Source organism: Nocardia huaxiensis, from assembly GCF_013744875.1.
Taxonomy (GTDB): Bacteria; Actinomycetota; Actinomycetes; order Mycobacteriales; family Mycobacteriaceae; genus Nocardia; species Nocardia huaxiensis.
Map to the genome: position 1 here is coordinate 7,155,949 of NZ_CP059399.1, position 16,445 is coordinate 7,172,393.

The 16,445-nt window shown below is 68.6% G+C and carries 18 protein-coding genes; 14 read left to right on the top strand and 4 right to left on the bottom strand.

The window, feature by feature from the left end:
• Positions 1-204: 204 nt before the first annotated feature.
• Both H0264_RS32625 and H0264_RS32630 read left to right on the top strand, forming a co-directional pair.
• Positions 205-360 carry a hypothetical protein gene (locus H0264_RS32625; RefSeq protein WP_181581107.1) on the top strand — a complete coding sequence of 52 codons (156 nt, stop codon included), beginning with the start codon at positions 205-207 and terminating at the stop codon, positions 358-360.
• Between the two features lie 115 nt (positions 361-475).
• Positions 476-3,829, top strand: a complete 3,354-nt coding sequence (locus H0264_RS32630) for a hypothetical protein (RefSeq protein ID WP_181581108.1) — start codon at positions 476-478, stop codon at positions 3,827-3,829.
• A 3-nt stretch (positions 3,830-3,832) separates the two neighbouring features.
• Here H0264_RS32630 and H0264_RS32635 read toward each other — a convergent pair whose 3' ends face one another.
• Positions 3,833-5,254 carry a S1 family peptidase gene (locus H0264_RS32635; RefSeq protein ID WP_181581109.1) on the bottom strand — a complete coding sequence of 474 codons (1,422 nt, stop codon included), beginning with the start codon at positions 5,252-5,254 and terminating at the stop codon, positions 3,833-3,835.
• A 199-nt stretch (positions 5,255-5,453) separates the two neighbouring features.
• On the opposite strand from H0264_RS32635, the gene H0264_RS32640 reads away from it, so the two are divergent.
• From H0264_RS32640 to H0264_RS32645, 3 genes are all read left to right on the top strand, one after another.
• Positions 5,454-5,957, top strand: a complete 504-nt coding sequence (locus H0264_RS32640) for a DUF3841 domain-containing protein (RefSeq protein WP_244976016.1) — start codon at positions 5,454-5,456, stop codon at positions 5,955-5,957.
• A gap of 165 nt (positions 5,958-6,122) precedes the next feature.
• On the top strand, positions 6,123-6,257 hold the full coding sequence (locus H0264_RS39100; RefSeq protein WP_276514519.1) for a hypothetical protein: 135 nt from the start codon (positions 6,123-6,125) through the stop codon (positions 6,255-6,257).
• A gap of 157 nt (positions 6,258-6,414) precedes the next feature.
• On the top strand, positions 6,415-7,233 hold the full coding sequence (locus tag H0264_RS32645) for an SDR family NAD(P)-dependent oxidoreductase (protein ID WP_181581110.1): 819 nt from the start codon (positions 6,415-6,417) through the stop codon (positions 7,231-7,233).
• A 9-nt stretch (positions 7,234-7,242) separates the two neighbouring features.
• Here H0264_RS32645 and H0264_RS32650 read toward each other — a convergent pair whose 3' ends face one another.
• Complete coding sequence (locus tag H0264_RS32650; RefSeq protein WP_244976017.1) at positions 7,243-8,025, bottom strand: acyl-[acyl-carrier-protein] thioesterase; 783 nt, start codon at positions 8,023-8,025, stop codon at positions 7,243-7,245.
• 284 nt (positions 8,026-8,309) lie between these two features.
• On the opposite strand from H0264_RS32650, the gene H0264_RS32655 reads away from it, so the two are divergent.
• From H0264_RS32655 to H0264_RS32665, 3 genes are read left to right on the top strand one after another with little or no spacing between them, the layout of a single operon-like run.
• Positions 8,310-8,459, top strand: coding sequence for a hypothetical protein (locus H0264_RS32655; RefSeq protein ID WP_181581112.1), 150 nt, complete (start codon positions 8,310-8,312; stop codon positions 8,457-8,459).
• Positions 8,456-10,954: a sensor histidine kinase gene (locus H0264_RS32660; RefSeq protein WP_181581113.1), complete on the top strand. Its 2,499-nt coding sequence runs from the start codon at positions 8,456-8,458 to the stop codon at positions 10,952-10,954. The genes H0264_RS32655 and H0264_RS32660 overlap by 4 nt, the downstream gene beginning before the upstream one ends.
• Complete coding sequence (locus tag H0264_RS32665; RefSeq protein WP_181581114.1) at positions 10,951-11,652, top strand: response regulator; 702 nt, start codon at positions 10,951-10,953, stop codon at positions 11,650-11,652. The genes H0264_RS32660 and H0264_RS32665 overlap by 4 nt, the downstream gene beginning before the upstream one ends.
• 3 nt (positions 11,653-11,655) lie before the next feature.
• Here the strand turns inward: H0264_RS32665 and H0264_RS32670 are convergent, their stop codons facing one another.
• Positions 11,656-12,849 (bottom strand): cytochrome P450, encoded by a 1,194-nt coding sequence (locus H0264_RS32670; protein WP_220139882.1) that lies wholly within the window; start codon positions 12,847-12,849, stop codon positions 11,656-11,658.
• Positions 12,850-13,032: 183 nt separating this feature from the next.
• Here H0264_RS32670 and H0264_RS32675 point away from each other — a divergent pair, with 183 nt between their 5' ends.
• Both H0264_RS32675 and H0264_RS32680 read left to right on the top strand, forming a co-directional pair.
• Positions 13,033-13,320: a hypothetical protein gene (locus H0264_RS32675; protein WP_181581115.1), complete on the top strand. Its 288-nt coding sequence runs from the start codon at positions 13,033-13,035 to the stop codon at positions 13,318-13,320.
• Positions 13,313-13,654, top strand: a complete 342-nt coding sequence (locus H0264_RS32680) for a ribbon-helix-helix protein, CopG family (RefSeq protein WP_181581116.1) — start codon at positions 13,313-13,315, stop codon at positions 13,652-13,654. The genes H0264_RS32675 and H0264_RS32680 overlap by 8 nt, the downstream gene beginning before the upstream one ends.
• Positions 13,655-13,662: 8 nt before the next feature.
• Here H0264_RS32680 and H0264_RS32685 read toward each other — a convergent pair whose 3' ends face one another.
• Complete coding sequence (locus H0264_RS32685; protein WP_181581117.1) at positions 13,663-14,100, bottom strand: MarR family winged helix-turn-helix transcriptional regulator; 438 nt, start codon at positions 14,098-14,100, stop codon at positions 13,663-13,665.
• 100 nt (positions 14,101-14,200) lie between these two features.
• Between H0264_RS32685 and H0264_RS32690 the strand changes: the two genes are divergently transcribed.
• From H0264_RS32690 to H0264_RS32705, 4 genes are all read left to right on the top strand, one after another.
• Positions 14,201-14,863, top strand: a complete 663-nt coding sequence (locus H0264_RS32690) for a maleylpyruvate isomerase family mycothiol-dependent enzyme (protein ID WP_181581118.1) — start codon at positions 14,201-14,203, stop codon at positions 14,861-14,863.
• A gap of 50 nt (positions 14,864-14,913) precedes the next feature.
• Entirely contained in the window at positions 14,914-15,576 is a 663-nt protein-coding gene (locus H0264_RS32695; RefSeq protein ID WP_181581119.1) for an HAD family hydrolase, read from the top strand.
• Between the two features lie 118 nt (positions 15,577-15,694).
• Complete coding sequence (locus tag H0264_RS32700; RefSeq protein ID WP_181581120.1) at positions 15,695-16,159, top strand: OsmC family protein; 465 nt, start codon at positions 15,695-15,697, stop codon at positions 16,157-16,159.
• A complete protein-coding gene (locus H0264_RS32705; RefSeq protein ID WP_181585999.1) occupies positions 16,159-16,431 on the top strand; it encodes an acylphosphatase in 273 nt (90 codons plus the stop codon). Before H0264_RS32700 ends, H0264_RS32705 begins: the two co-directional genes overlap by 1 nt.
• The last annotated feature ends 14 nt before the right edge of the window (positions 16,432-16,445 follow it).

Consider the following 16,445-nt stretch of genomic DNA (forward strand, 5'->3'; position numbering starts at 1 on the left):
GGGTCACTAACAGCAAACCCTGCGGTATGGACGGACCCGGGGGTGACACGCCGCCACTGGCGAATAGCCCGCTATCGCAGCTCCGGGCCGCCACGCCGCCAATGTTCCGTAAAACCAGGTTCGCGAATCTTGCTGGAGCACTGGATATTTCGATGCAATGGCAGAATCAACCACAGCGCTGGACGCAGAGAAAGAGGACCGGACATGACCCACCACACCCTGGCTGAGCTGCGCGAGTTCACCCGGCACTGGCTGGATCGGTATCGGATGACACCGCAGGAACGCGCCAATCGGGCCGTCGGATACACCCCGCCCGCCGTGGTGAGCGCGTCGCTGGGATATCACGCGCCGCGCCGCTGACGATCCCGGCAGTCGGCTCGCCGAACTTCCCTGCGGTCGGGTCACCGAACTCCCGGTGATCGGCGCGCGGAAATGTGTTCGAGCGGGCCGGGCCCGCTGGGTTAGCGTGGCCGCTGTGACTGGACTGGGGAACCGACTGCTGTCGGAGGTTGCGGAACTGTCGGTGCCCGAGCGGATGCGGCGCATCGCACAGGAGGCCCGGCGGCTCGCGGGGACGGCCGAACTGGACGCACTGCTGGACGAACTCTTCGCCGCGGGACGGTACGAGCGGCAGATCGCCCTGACCATGGCCACCATCGCGGGGGCGCGGAGCCGGGTGCTGGCGCAACTGGATTCGCCGGATCCGGAATTCGCCGGGCGCGCGCTCACGGCGGCGATCAAGCTCGGCGTCGAACCCGAGGTGATCGGGCCGCGGGTGCCCGCGCTGCCGGAACGGGCGCGCCGGCGGGTGTACCGGGGTCTGGCCGCCGGTGATCGGGAGCGGCTCGCCGATGCGCTGCTGCCACCCATGCGCGCCGCGTTCGGCGATGCGGCGGCCGCCCGCGTATTGCCGCACTGCTCGTCCGCGGTGGTCGCGGCGCAGCTGCCCGAACTGGCGTATGCGGTGCCGAACTGGGCTGCCCTGGGCCGCAGGCACATCGGCGTGCTCTTCGATTTCGTCGAGGCGCGCGCGGCCGACGCCGGACGGGACGAGTGGATCGAGCTCTGGTGGTGGCTGACCTCGAACGTGACCGCCGCCGCCGAACACGATCCGGACCGGCTACTGGCTTTCGCCGCCCGCGCCGTCGCGCATCGGCCCGTCGACGCGCTGAATCGCGTGGTGGGCACACTGACCCGGCACGACGCGGCAGCCGTGTACATGCTGATCCGGCATCCCAGCGGCCACGGCCGCGGACTCAGCGGCACGGCCCTGTGGAAATCGATGCTCACGCTGTCGGATGAACAACTGCGCGCGTTCTTCGAACTGTGCCCGCCGCACGATCGACACCGATTCCTGCGCCTGGTGCCACCGCATCGGCGCACGCACATCGCCGGGCCCCTCCTCACCCGGCCCGGGACCGCGCCCGGCCAGGCGGATGTCTTGCTGCTGGATATGCTGCCGTGGCGCGAACGGGCTACTGTCGCTAGGGAATTGCTCGCCAGGCCCGGTGGCGCGGATAACCCCGAGGTCGCCGAGGTGCTGACCGCGCGACTGCCCTGGGACGAGGCGAAAACCGTGCTGTCCGAGGCGATCCGGCGTCCCACCGCCGACGAGCGCGCCCGCGCCTACCCGCTGCTCGTGCGCGCCGCGGCCGGGACCCGCGATCCGGCAATCGTCGCGGACATGCTGGGTCTGCTGCGCCGGCTGCGCAATGAGCAGGATCCGGTGCGCCGCGAAGCCCTGCACACCGTCTCGCGAATCCCGATGTCGCTGTTGACCGTCGCCCACCTGCCCGCCCTCGAACAGCTGGGTGTCGACGCCTTGCAGGCCCGCGACTGCTCGTATCAAACCGCCGGCACGGTCGGTGAGCTCACCCGTACGCTGCTGATGCGCGGCGCGCAGCTCGACGGCGCTGTGGGCGGCCCGTGGGCCGATGGCACTCCGGACCGCACGCAGACCGGCGGCACCGCCTTCGCCGACACGGCGCTGCGCCTCACCGCCCAGCTGGCCGAGCACAAGCGCGGCCTGAATCTGTATGGCCTGCACCGCAATCTGCCGCGCGGCGCCGAACAGCGCCTGTTCGCCGCACTGCGCCCGCGCCTCGAGGACGATGCCGCCCGCGACGAGTGGGAGCTCGCGCTGAGTCTGGCCATCGGCCTGGACCACCGTGCCTACGACCTTCCCGAATTGCAGCGGATGCTGGTGCGCGCCTGTGCCGCGCACCAGGATTCGACGGTCCGGCGCGCAGTGGGGCAGGCACTGGCCAATCCCGCGACCCGGGACCGCCACCTCGACGAGATCCTGCGCCGTGACCGTTCGCTGGTCGCGCTGTACGAGGTGCAGGCGCTCATCGCCCGCCGGCGCACCGACCTGCTCGGCCTGCTGTGGAGCAGATCCACCCCGGGGCGGTTCCTGTCGAAGAAGGTGCGCTTCGTACCCATGTTCCACGGCGGATTCACCGGCTGGCCGCCGCAGCACGTCGATCGCTATGCCCGCCTGCTGCAGAGCTACGCGCAGTCCTCGCACGCTTCGATCAGCGAGCGCGCCCGGGCCGTGCGCCAATTGGGCTCGCTCCCAGGAAGTTTCGATCAGCTGCTGCCGTACCTGAATTCCGGCGAGATCACCGTCACCGAGGCGGCGCTCACCGCGCTGGGCCGCAGCGACGAACCGGCACGGGCCATTGCCGTCCTGTCCGGCCATGTCGACGACGACCACGCCCGCGTGGCGGTGAGCGCCATCGCCTGCTGCGCCCGCTCCATCTCGCCGAGTCGAATCAGCGAAACCATTGCGCCCCTGCTGAATTCGCGCAAGATCACGTCCGCGAAAGAGGGCGTGCGCCTGCTCGCCGCCCTGCACGCGCCCGACGCCGTCCCCGTCATCCACGCCCTGTGGAACCGGCCCGACCTGCACCGCGACATCCGCCGCGCCGCCGTCTTCGCCACCCGATTCCTGCTCGACCACGACGAAGCCTGGGATCTGCTCGCCAAGGCGGCCACCGACCCGGATGTCGCGGGGGCCATCCTCGACATCCATCCGCAGCTGCTGCCCGAGCCGCAGCGCTATCGCTTCGCCGCCTTCGTGCGTGAACTGGCCGCGGGCGCCGATCATCGGCTGGCCGCGCAGTCACTGGCGCTGCTGCCGAGGTGGCGGCGCTGGTCGAGCGCGGACACCGCCGATTTCCTGATCGACCGGCTGACCGAGCTCACCACCACCGGGCTGTGGCAACCCGCGCTCCGAACCCTGCTCGACACCGTTGGCGCGGACGGCAATCCGGCCCCGCTGGTCAGCGCCGTCACCCGGCTGCGCGTGGCCGACGCCACCCTCCCCGACCGCGATCTTCCTGCCCGGCAACGTCTTTCCACGCTGCTGGCCTGGCTCGGGCCGATCGTGCGCAATCGCGATGCGGCCCGGCCCGTCGTGGCTCCGGTCATCGAACTGCTCGCCGGTGACCCGCTGTGGCACGAGCAGATCATCGAACTCACCCTGGCCGGCGTGCGCTGGACGGAGCCCGAGAACACCGTCGCCGCAATCGAATCCCTCGCCCCCTACACCGGTGGCGCTCTCCTCGATCACCCCGCGCGGCGACTGGTCGGCCGGATCGGCTCCGAGATCGGCAAGACGCCCGCGGAGACGCTCTCCCCCATCGCCGAGGGTCTCGCCGCGAGCCGGGACCCGCACACCGCGCTCACCGCGGTATCGCTGATCGCCCTGTGCGGCAAGCAATTCGGGTGGGCGGAACCGTGGCCGGGCCTGCTGGGAACCTTGCGCGCCCACTCCGACCTCGATGTCCGCCGAGCCGCCCACAGTATCTACACGGCCCCCGAGTGAGCCTCAGCTGGTGCGGATCTGGAGGCCCTGGTTCTCGGCGATCACCGTGGCGATGGGCTGGGCGGTCAGACCGGCCTGCGGGTCGCAGACGTCGGCATTGCCGCTGCCGCTGACGATGCCGAGAGCCTTGGTGCCGGTGGTGACCGAGCCGCCGCTGTCGCCGTGGATGCCGCAGGTGGAGAAGCCGAAGAAGCCCTCCAGACGCTCGAGGTCGCCGGGGTCGTCGCTCTTGCGGGAGTAGTAGGTCTGATCGATCTCGGTGATGGTGCCGCAGGTGAATCCGGTCATGGCACCGGACTTGCAGACGGGTGCGCCGACCACCGGGGTGGCAACGCCGTCGATCAGCAGTGGTTCGGAATCCGCTGCGGCGGTGAGGGTTCCAGGCTGCGCCTGCTGTACCGGGGCGCTGCCGGAGACCTGTTCGTCGGTGGTGGCCTCCTGGCTGCCGGTGGCCGGGAGACCGGCGCCGGCGGGCTCGGAGGTGGATTGGGCGTCCGGCTGCACCGTGGAGACGCGATTGTTCTGGAAGCGGGCGGCATGGTCGGCATGGATGCGGATGATGGCGAAATCACGCAGATCGTTGTTCACGACGGTGAATTCGCCGAAGGCCGGTCCCGAACTGCCATTGCGGACGTCGTGCACCCGCACGGGCGTGGCATCCGTGCGTGCCGGGTCGTGGGCGTCGGGCGCGCAGTGACCAGCGGTGAGCGCCACCGTGTTTCCGGTCCCATCGGTGCCGTTGAACGCCAATGAGCAACGGCCCTCCAGGTTTTCGTCGAAGGGAATGGCGATCGGGTTCCCGCCGATCATGTCGCCGTCCGGGTCGCCGGCCGAAATCACCTCTTGCGCAGCGGTTCCCACGCCCCGTTGCAGCACAGGCGGGATGACCTCGACCCGGACGGGTCCCAGTTCGGCGGGCAGTTTCACCTCGCCGGTGCTGCGCAGCACGACCGTATTGGCCGCGATGTCGATGCTGTCGCCGATGATCGTCGCGGCGACCTGCGCCGGCTGCGCGGCGACCCAGCGCTCCACCGCGCGCCGCCGTTCGATCAGCGCGGCCGCACTGTAGGACACGTCCTCGGCCGTGAACCCCTGCGCCGCCACCGCATTGCCCGCGTGGCTGCGGTTCACCCCTTCGGCCAGCGCGACGACGGCCCGCCCTTCTTCCATGCGCACCCCGGCGAACACATCCGGATAGGCGAAGCGCGCGGTGGATTCGAATTCGGCCAGCCGCTGCGCCAATTCGGCGCGCGCCAGATATCCGCCCGCATCCAGCCGCAGATCCCGGGCCACGGCTTCGACCAGCAGATCCGGCAGCCCGATGTCCTGCGGTCCGGGCGCGCCCGTCGCGATCCCGCCGCCGGCCGCCAGCGCCAGCATCGAGGCCCCGACCGTCACCCTGAGTCCCGCCGCCGAAATACGCATTCCGTCTGCCCCTCACGTCGAATGACGGCGGCACACCGCTACCCGGATCGCAGACAGCCGGACACCGCACCGAGACCGATTGGTTTGTGGCGCATCGACTCTATGCGCCACCCGGTCCAACACCCCTGACCTGCACTTACGGGCGTGTCGCCGGGAAAAATGCATTGCCGTCGGCGCGCGACCGGGTGAGCATGCACGGGTGCGACTATGGACCCTGCAAGCCCCCGAAGTGGTGCACACCCTGCGATCGACCGGGGTGTACCGCGCCGATTGGGCACTGGTGACCGGCAATTGGAAGCGCGCCTTCCAGGACATGGTCGACGAGATGGCGCGGCGCGGCATCGATTGCCATGGCGCTCCGCCGGTTTGGTGCTGGACGGTGCACAGCCCCTTCCATCGGACCGCCACCTCCCTGCTCGGCTACCCCGACTGGCTCCACGGCCGCTGGCTGCTCACCCTCGACGTCCCCGACGCCCTGACCCTGCCCACCTCCTACGCGGTCTGGAACGACTATCTCGGCCACACCATGGGTTTCGCGGACGAACCCACCGCGATGGACTGGTCCGGCCGCCGCACCTGGAAATACGACGAACTCCAGGTCACCATCCCGGAACTGCGCCTGGACTGGGTGCTGCGGGCAGGCGAATACCCACCCGACCCCGAAACCGCCGCCGCAGCGGCGAAATGGGCCCGGGAGGCGTAAAACAGCACCGATCGCACCCAGGCCATCGGGACACGCGCCACAGATCGTGCACTGGTCCCGAAAAGCCCTGTGCTGTAAAGGAAATAGGCCCACTCCGTCAATAGACCGCTAAGCCGGGACGGCGATTCTTGCCCCGCGGACGCGACATGGGGTCCCATCACAGATGTGATCGCATTCGTCGGCCTTGCTCGCGCCCTGCGCACCGCGGCCGACCTCGCCCGCCACCGGGTCGAGCGCATGCCGTCCGCCTTGGAGCGCTTCGGTTTCCAGAGCGAGGACGAGCCGCCGAGTCCGGCGTAGCCGGTCCGTCACACCCATTGCCGCGCATTCTTTTCCGCGCGTCCGCGTCGCCATTGTTCGTGCGACGTTCCGCATTTCCACATCCGCGATCGAACTCGCGGATTCACTCCTGCGCTCCCCGCCGTGGCGCGCAGCCATGCCCGAAGATCGGAGAGCTATGTCCGCAACCCCGTCCAGCACCCGCACCGTCCTGGTGACCGGAGCCGATACGCGCCTCGGTTTCGCCACGGCGCAGCGGGCGATCGGCGACGGCGCCACCGTCATCGCGCACATCCTGGACAAGAATCACGCCGACGAGACGATGCAGCGGCTACAGGCCACCGCCGCGCTCGGCCAGGTTCGCATGGTGCACGCCGACTTCGCCCGGCTGACCGAGGTCGACGAGCTCGGCCGCGCACTGGCCGCGGAGTTTCCCCGGCTCGACGCCCTGATCAATGTCGCCTCGGTGGCCGCGCCCGATGCGCGCACCCATACCGAGGACGGCCACGAATTCACCTTCCAGGTCAACTATCTCGCGCCGCACCGGCTGACCACGGCGCTGCTCCCCGCACTCGCGGCGGCCCGGGGCCGGGTGATCTCGGTGACCTCGCGGCTGCACGCCGCCGGCAGCATCGACTACTCCGACCTGGATCGCCGCCGCGGCATCTACACCCCGCTCGCGATCTACGCCCAATCCAAACTGGCCCTGACCATGTTCAGCCGTTCGCTGGCCGAGACCGGACCGGGCGAACTCACCTCGGTCAGCGTGGATCCGGCCGACTTCGAGATCGACCTGCCACGCCTGCGCAGCCACCGCACCGCGCCTCTGGACGATGCCGCGGCCCTGCTGCTCCTGCTGGCCGCACCCGGCACCCCGATCCGCAACGGCGGCTACTACGAGGGCGCCGAGCCCGCGAATGCCGCGGCGCTGGTTCGCAATTCGCGTGCTCGCGCCCGGCTGGCCGCGTGGAGCGGCGAACTCGCGCGCCTCGCCTGAACCAGGCGATCAGGCGAGGGGTTCGACGCGGGCGAGAGTCCTCGCGGTGCCGTCCACTTCGAGTTGCACCCGCAGGCCGTCGTCGCCGGGCCAGGTGCGCATGGTGACCTTGTCGCCGGTCATGATCGGGCCCGCGTGCTCGAGGATGACGCGGTACGGCGCGGTCGCCGGGTGCGCGTGCAGGGCCATGCCCTCGGCGACGGCGGCCCAGTGGACGGCATTGTTGACGTGGCCGTGGCGGTCGATGTCGGTGACGCGCAAGGGATACGGCGTCTGCTGCGCCGTCGGCTCGGCGGACTCGCGCAGCGCGGCCTTCCAGCGCAGGCGATGTTCGGTGGTGAAGGGCCGCATGGAATCCATGAACGGCTCGGTCATGCGAGCCATGCGGCCCGCCTCGAGATCGATATTGATGAGGAACTGTTCGGTCTCGATCAATCCGCCGTCCTCGCTGCGGAATTGGCAGCGGATATTGCACCAGCGATTGGACAGCGCCGACGGCCAGCGGCGCATGTGCACGCGCTCGCTGAAATGGATCGGATGCAGCACGTCGATGACCGTGCGCCGCACGATCCAGGCCGGATGCAGATCCCCCTCCGGCACCGCGCCCAGATTGTCATAGCCCAGATCCATGGCATAGCGGGCGATGGCGTCCAGCCGCAGATTCTCCTCGATATCGGTGTCGCCCAGCCGCACCGTGCGACTCGCCTCGAACGGCCGCGGCCCCTCCGGGCAGGGCGGCAGCGGGTTGGCGATCCGCTCCAGTTCTCCGACCTCGCGACCAGCCACCGACACGCGACTCCCCTTTCCTACGACCCTGCGAACGGACGCCGAACGCGGTCCATGGTCGCCTACCCGCCGCCCTCTCGCGCGGAACCCGTCCGGCGTGCCCGTCGGGCATGGTCCGCCGATTCGCTTCCCGCACATGATCGAATGTCGTCAAAGCGCGGCGCGGGAGCGTCAAGAAACCGTAAGGATCGCGATCGGTGCAGGTGGCGACGGTAAAACGGAGCAAGCCCGGCCGCATTCCTTCCACTACCCGCGGCCGGGCCCACAGCAGTCACGACCTAGGAGACAACGTGCCGGATAGCGCCGTCACCCTGCTGGTGATCGTCGGTTTCATCGCCCTCGCCCTGGGCCTGCGGGTCCTGGCCGCGGCCGAAGCACGGGAGCCCGCCCGCGCGGCCCAGCCGGGGATCGACGCCCAGCGCGCGATGATGAGCGAGTGAAACGCGGGCAACTACGGATCTATCTGGGCGCGGCCCCCGGCGTGGGGAAGACCTTCTCGATGCTGTCGGAGGCACACCGGCGCATCGAGCGGGGACGCGATGTGGTGGCCGCGGTCGTGGAAACGCACGGGCGGTCCAAGACCGCGCAGATGCTGTCCGGCATCGAGCGGATTCCGCCGAAGATGATCGAGTATCGCGGAACCACCATGCCCGAACTGGATGTGGAAGCCGTGCTGCGGCGCGCCCCGGCGGTGGTGCTGGTGGATGAGCTCGCGCACACCAATGTGCCCGGCAGCAAGCACCAGAAGCGCTGGCAGGATGTCGAGGAACTCCTGGCCGCGGGCATCGACGTGGTGTCGACGGTGAACGTGCAGCATCTGGAGAGCCTCAACGACGTGGTCGAGCAGATCACCGGCGTGGTGCAGCGAGAAACCGTGCCGGACTGGGTGGTTCGCGGCGCGGATCAGGTGGAGCTGGTCGACATCACCCCGGAAGCCCTGCGGCGCAGGCTCTCCCACGGCAACGTGTACGCCGCCGAACGAGTGGATGCCGCGCTGCGCAACTACTTCCGGCCCGGAAACCTCACGGCGCTACGGGAACTCGCGCTGCTGTGGCTGGCCGATCAGGTCGATGCCGCGCTGGCCAAGTACCGCGCCGATCACAAGATCACCGCCACCTGGGAGGCCCGCGAACGGGTCGTGGTGGCGGTCACCGGCGGCCCGGAATCGGAGACCATCGTGCGGCGCGCCAGCCGCATCGCCGCCAAATCCAGCGCCGAACTGATCGTGGTGCACGTGGTGCGCGGTGACGGACTGGCCGGGGTGTCGACGCAGCGGCTGGGCCGATTGCGGGATCTGGCAACGAGTCTCGATGCCAGCCTGCACACCGTCACCGGGGAGGATGTCCCCACCGCCCTGCTGGATTTCGCCCGGCAGGTGAACGCCACCCAGCTCGTGCTCGGCACCTCACGACGCTCCCGCTGGGCGCGGATTCTCGACGAGGGCATCGGCGCGACCGTGGTGCAGGAGTCGGGAAAGATCGACGTGCACATGGTGACCCACGAGGCCGCCAAGCAATCCTTCCGCTGGTCGTCACTGTCGCGACGGGAACGGATGCTCGGGTCGTGGACGGCGGCGATCGTGGTGCCGTCGCTGATCTGCGTCATCAACTATTTCTGGCTGGACAACTGGCTGGACCTCGGCGGCGAGAGCGCGCTGTTCTTCATCGGCGTCATCGCGGTGTCGCTGTTCGGCGGCGTCGCCCCGGCCGCGCTCTCGGCGCTGCTGTCGGGGGTGCTGCTGAACTGGTTCTTCACCGAACCGCGCTACAGCCTCACCATCGATCAGCTGGACAACTTCCTCACCATCGTGGTGCTGCTCATGGTCGCGGTCGCGGTGGCGGCGCTGGTGGATGTGGCGGCCAAGCGAACCCGGGAGGCGCGCAAGGCTTCCCGGCAAGCCGAACTGCTGACGCTGTTCGCGGGCGCGGTGCTGCACGGCGCGGATCTGCCGGATCTGCTGGAGCGGGCGCGCGAGACCTACGGGCAAGACGCTGTCAGCCTGGTGACCGAGGAGGGCGTGGTCGCCTCGGTCGGGGAACACGCGCCCGCCAAGGTGTCCGAGGCCGAGACCGCCCTCGAAGCCGGGGACGACATGCACTGGCTGCTGCTCACCGGGCGCTCGCTGTCGCCCGCGGATCGGGTGGTGCTGGGCGCGGTGGCCAATCAGGCCGCCGGGCTCGTGCATCAGGAGCGCTTGCAGGCCGAAGCCAGTGCGGCACAGGCGCTGCTGGAGGCCGACAAGCTGCGGCGCGCACTGCTGTCTGCGGTCAGCCACGACCTGCGCACGCCACTCGCGGCGGCCAAGGCGTCGGTGTCGAGCCTGCGCAGCGACGACGTGGAATTCTCCGCCGAGGACACCGCCGAACTGCTGGAGACCATCGAGGAATCGGTGGATCAGCTCACCGCGCTGGTCGGCAACCTGCTCGACTCCTCCCGCCTCATGGTGGGTGTGGTGACGCCGCAGACGCGCCGCGTCTACCTGGACGAGGTCGTGCATCACGCGCTCATGAGCATGGGCACCCGCGGCCTGCAACGCGCCGCCCGGGACCGGGTCACGGTGGATGTCGACGCCATCACCGTGCGCGCGGATCCCGGTCTGCTGGAACGGGTCCTGGCCAACCTCATCGACAATGCGGTGCGGTACTCGCCCGGCGACACCCCGATCCGGGTATCCGCCGAACGCACCGGCGCCCGGGTCGCCGTCACCGTGGTCGACTCCGGTCGCGGCGTACCGACCGGCATGGAGGATCACCTCTTCGAACCCTTCCAGCGCCTCGGCGACCGCGACAACTCCACCGGCGTCGGTCTCGGCCTGTCGGTGGTGAAGGGTTTCGTGGAGGCCATGGACGGCACCGTGCACGCCGAACCCACCCCGGGTGGAGGATTGACAATGGTGATCGACCTACCGGCCGACGGAGAACAGGAGAACGGGTGACGAACGCGGCGCCGGCGCCGACCAAAGTCCTTGTGGTCGACGACGAACCACAGATCCTGCGCGCACTGCGCATCAATCTGTCGGTGCGCGGATACGAGGTGACGACCGCCGCCAACGGCGCGGCGGCGTTGCGCGCGGCGGCGGAGAAGCATCCGGATGTGGTGGTCCTGGACCTCGGACTGCCCGATATGGACGGCATCGAGGTGCTGGCCGGGCTGCGCGGCTGGTCCACCGCGCCGGTCATCGTGCTGTCGGCGCGCACCGACTCCGCCGACAAGGTGGAGGCCCTGGACGCGGGCGCGGACGACTACGTGACCAAGCCCTTCGGCATGGATGAGCTGCTGGCGCGACTGCGCGCGGCGGTGCGCCGCTCGGCCACGGTCGCCGACGCCGGCGAGCCGATCATCGAAACCGCTTCCTTCACAGTGGATCTGGCCGCCAAGAAGGTCACCAAGCACGGCCAGGACGTGCATCTCACGCCCACCGAATGGGGCATGCTCGAAATGCTGGTCCGCAATCGCGGCAAGCTGGTGGGCCGCCGCGAGATCCTGCGCGAGGTGTGGGGCCCGTCGTATGCCACCGAAACCCATTACCTGCGCGTGTATCTCGCGCAGTTGCGGCGCAAACTCGAGGACGACCCCTCACACCCCAAGCACCTGCTGACCGAGGCCGGAATGGGGTACCGCTTCCAAGCGTAATGGTCAGCGCGACAAGCGAATCGGAAGTGACTTGAGCCCGTTGTTGAGATTGGATCGAATACGGCGGGCGTCGCCGATCTGCTCGATATCCGGGAACCGCCGCAACAGCTCCTCGAAGAACACCCGCCCCTCCAACCGTGCCAGGTGCACACCCAGGCAGTAGTGCTGCGCCAGCCCGAAGGACAAGTGCGGGTTGGGATTGCGCCGGATATCGAAGCGCTGCGGATCGGCGAACACCTCCTCGTCCCGATTGGCGGAGGTGTACCACATGGCCACCTTGTCCCCCGCCTTGATCGTCGTCCCGCGGATCTCGGTGTCGGCGGTCGCGGTGCGCCGGAAGTAGTGCAGCGGATTGGCGAACCGCAGAATCTCTTCCACCGCACCGGGAATCAACCCCGGATCATCGCGCAGCGCCTGCAGCTGCTCCGGATGCTCCAGCAGCAGCTGCAAGCCCGACGACAGCATCGTCTTGGTGGTGTCGTTCCCCGCCGTCACCAGCTGCGTGAAGAAACTCCCGAACTCGATGTCCGACATGACTTTCCCGCCGAAATCTCCGCCCAGAATGAGCGAGGTCAAATCGGCCTGCGGCTCCGTGGCCCGCCGCGCCATGGCGAACTGAATCGCATAGATCGCCATCTTGGTGATCTCCGCCGTGGCATCGAAATCCCCCACCAGCTCCGGATCCTGCTGACTGGTGGCCTGTTCCGCCCACCGCCGAATACTCGGCCAATCCTCGGCGGGAATCCCGAACAGCCCGCCCACCACCTGACTCGGCAGCACCCCCGCCACGTCGTGCACGAACTCCACCTCGCCATCGACGGTGTCGAGCAACAGACCGGTGAGCTCCCGAACCCGCCCCTCCAACTCCCCCATCACCCGCGCTTTGAAGTGCTCCGCCAACGGTTTCCGATACTCGGTATGCCGAGGCGGATCCATCATGAGCAACATATTCCGCTGCATCTCCAGCCGCTCCGCCGACTGATCCTCCAGCACCACACCCCCGCGCTCCGCCGAGAACAGCACCGGATTCCGCGCCACATGCGCCACATCCGCATGCTTCAGCACAGCCCAGTACCCCGGCTCCCCCGGCATCTCCTGCCAGTACACCGGCCGACTGCCCCGCAGCTCGGCAAAGATCTCATGAATCGGCCCGCCGACATAGAGATCGGGATCGTAGATGCCCATGACCGTACCCACGGCCCACCTCGGAATTCACTTGCGATTATTCAGCCTTCGCCTCGCAAGCTAGCCGCCGCGCGTGCGCCCCAGGGCCGTTCGCGCACACAGTCCCGATGACCGGACAGGGCGACACTCCGTAACGCCGGATGAACTACAAGCGACACGCCTCGAGCTCGTGTTTTACACTCGTAGTATGCCCGCGTGGGATACGAGATTCCCGAGTGGGCCATGGAGATCGCGGAACGACTGGGAGTCGAACCGCACGAGTTGATGCAGGTCCTGACCGGACCTGGGCGGCGCTGGCCGCGTCCGGTGCGAGGCACGGGAGACCTACCCGCCTTGATGGTCATCGGGCGTACCGGTACCGGTACCCCGTTGGCGGTGGTCATGCGACCGCTGTCCCAATGGGACCAGCAGGTCATTGGCGTGCTGGCGGTGACCGGTGACCTCTTGGCCGAGTTCGAGAGATGGGAGAAGGGCAATGAATGACCGCCCCGGCGAGGACTATCCCCGTAATGCCGCTGAGGCAGAGGAGTTCTTGAAGGACCTGACCTTCGACGACGATGCGCCGGTGGGTGAATTGCCCGGGCCGGACGCACCCGTCACCGTGCTGCGGTCGGTCCGGCTTCCATTCGAGATGGATCAGCGCATCCGCGAGGAGGCCGAGCATCGGGGTATCAGCATGTCCGACCTGATCCGCGACTTCCTGGCGATCGAACTGGCCGCGCTCGACGACGACGCACCGATCAGCAGGGCCGATGCCCGCCGTGCACTGACCGCGGCCCTCGCCAACCTGCACCCGCTACACCAGCGTCCCGCCTGACCGGGAGCTCACGCGTATGGGTCGGTGATCTCTCGCAGCCGTTCCAGCGCCTCACGCAACTGGGTCATGCGGCGCGGTCCGAGGTGCTCGGTCCACTCCTTCTCTATTTGCGCGGCAATGGTGTTCGCGTGGTCGGCCATCTCCTGTCCGCGGGCGGACAGGCGGATCAGGCGGGCGCGGCCGTCGCCGGGGTCGGGGACTCGTTCGACGCAGCCGGCCTTCTCGAGTTGATCCACGAGGAAGCTCGCCGTTTGTTTGGTGATCTGGGCGCGGTCGGCCAGTTCGGTCAGGCGGGTGCCTTCCGGGCCGATCTGGCCGGCCAGCCGGCCTTGCGCGATGGTGATGTCGAAGCCTCCGGCCCGGGCTACCGCTTCGTGGATGCGGGTTTCCATGGATCGGTGGGCGATGTACATCAGCAGCGCCACATTCACCTGGTCGTCGGCCATCACGCTCCTTGATTTGGTTCGTCTCTCTGACTATATTAATCAGCGAGGCTGACTAATTCTATCCGGGCGCGCACTGCTCGGCACAGGAAAGAGCACTGCCATGGACGCCGAAGACTGCTGGAAAGTCATCGAACAACAGCGGCTGGCCATTGCCGACATGCTGGCGGACATCTCCGCGGAGGAGTGGCAGCTGCCGTCGCTGTGCACGGGGTGGCGGGTTCGGGATGTGGCCACGCATGTGGCGCTGGTGCCGGGGGATCTGCCGATGTCGATCATGGTGGGGACTGCGGTGCGGGCGCGGGGTAATTACAACCGGATGATCGATATTCTGGTGCGGCGCTTCGCTGATGCGCCGGGGTTCGATCCGGTGGCCACGCTGCGACGGGACGCGGCGTCGCGCAAGCTGCCCAAGCTGACGAACTATCGGAATATTCATTTCGACACCATGGTGCATGCGCAGGATATGGCAATTCCGTTGGGGCGCAGCATTACCGTGTCGCCGGAGGCCGCCTCCGTCGCGGCGACCCGGGCGGCCGAGGTGGGGTGGCCGGTGTGGGACAAGCATCGGCTCGACGGGGTGCATCTGGTGGCCACCGATTCCACGTGGGAGCACGGTAGCGGCGCGGAGATTCGCGGGCCGATTCTCGCGCTGTTGCTGCTCATTACCGGGCGGCCGGTTGCGCTCGAGCGGGTCGACGGGCCGGGAGTCGACATCATGGCGGCGCGGATGCGGGCGCCGGAACCGTCGGCCGGGACGCACTGACACGCCACCCGCTGCGGGGCATCGGCAAGGCGATCGACCACCATGGACGAATGGCACTCGAGGCGATCGTGTTCGACATGGACGGCGTACTGATCGATACCGAACCCGTGTGGGAGGAGGTGCGGCGCGGGTACGTCGACGAGATGGGCGGGCGGTGGCAACCCGACACCCAGGATCGGCTGATGGGGATGAGCACCCGGGAATGGGCCGTCTACCTCAGCGAAGACCTCATCGACGGCAAGCGCACGCCGGAAGAAGTCGCCTCCGATGTCATCGACCGGATGAGCGCCCGGTACGCCGAGCATCTGCCGCTCATGCCCGAGGCCGTCGAGACCGTGCGGGCCTTCGCCGAGAGCTATCCGCTCGGACTGGCCAGTTCGTCCCCGCGCCGGCTCATCGATGTGGTGCTCGACCACATGGGCGTCACCGCGCTGTTCCACTCGACCGTCTCCACCGAAGAGGTCGAACGGGGCAAGCCCGCCCCCGACGGTTACGCCGCCGTCGCCGCTCTGCTCGGCATCGCGCCCGAAAACTGCGCTGCCATAGAGGATTCCAGCAATGGCCTGCGCTCGGCCGCGGCCGCGGGCATGACGGTCATCGCCGTCCCGCACCCGCGCTATCCACCGGCTCCCGACGCGCTGGCCCTGGCCACCCTCGTCTCCCCCACCCTCGCCGAGCTCACCGCCAAGGCCATTGCCGACGTGGTCCGCTGAGCCGTCGGCGCACGTGCCGGACAGGGAATGCCGTCACCGGCTGTGCGGTTGTTATCGCAGCTCATGAAGTCCGGCACCTACGCGGGGCCGCCCGAGAGGAAATGGCAGGATCTTGGTTATGTCCGAACAGATCGCCGCACCGCAGACCACCGCTCCCGCCGCCACCGCCGAACCGGTGGAACTGTGGGCCGAACGCACCGGCACCCGCGCCTACACCGGCCGGAACAATCGCGGTGGCGAGGTGTTCATCGCGTCGGCGGGCGTGCCGGGCGCGTTCACCCCGGGTGAGCTGCTGAAGATCGCACTGGCCGGATGCACCGGGCTCAGCGCCGATTTCACCCTCGCGCGCAAGCTCGGCGAGACCTTCGACGCCACCGTGCGGGTGTCCGGCGACGCGGACCGGGAGAACGAGACCTACCCGGAGCTCAGCGAATCCTTCGAACTCGATCTCAGCGAACTCGATCCAGAGACCCGGGAGCGGGTGCTGGTGGCGGCGCAGCGCGCCATCGACAAGGTGTGCACGGTGGGCCGCACGCTCAAGGCGGGCACCAAGGTCAATCTGAGCTTCAAGATCGACGAGTGATGGCGGCGCGGCTCAGCGCCTGGGTGCACGGACAGGTGCAGGGCGTCGGATTCCGCTGGTGGACACGGTCGCGGGCGCTGGAACTCGGCCTGACGGGGTACGCCCGCAACCACCGGGACGGGCGCGTGCACGTGGTGGCCGAAGGTACACGAGATCACTGCGAAACCTTGCTCACGCTGCTGCGCTCGGGTGATACTCCAGGTCGCGTGGATCTGGTTGTGGAAGACTGGGGCGCCGCGCAGGGCGGCATGACAGGATTCGAGGAGCGTTAGTGGGCGGAGAGTTC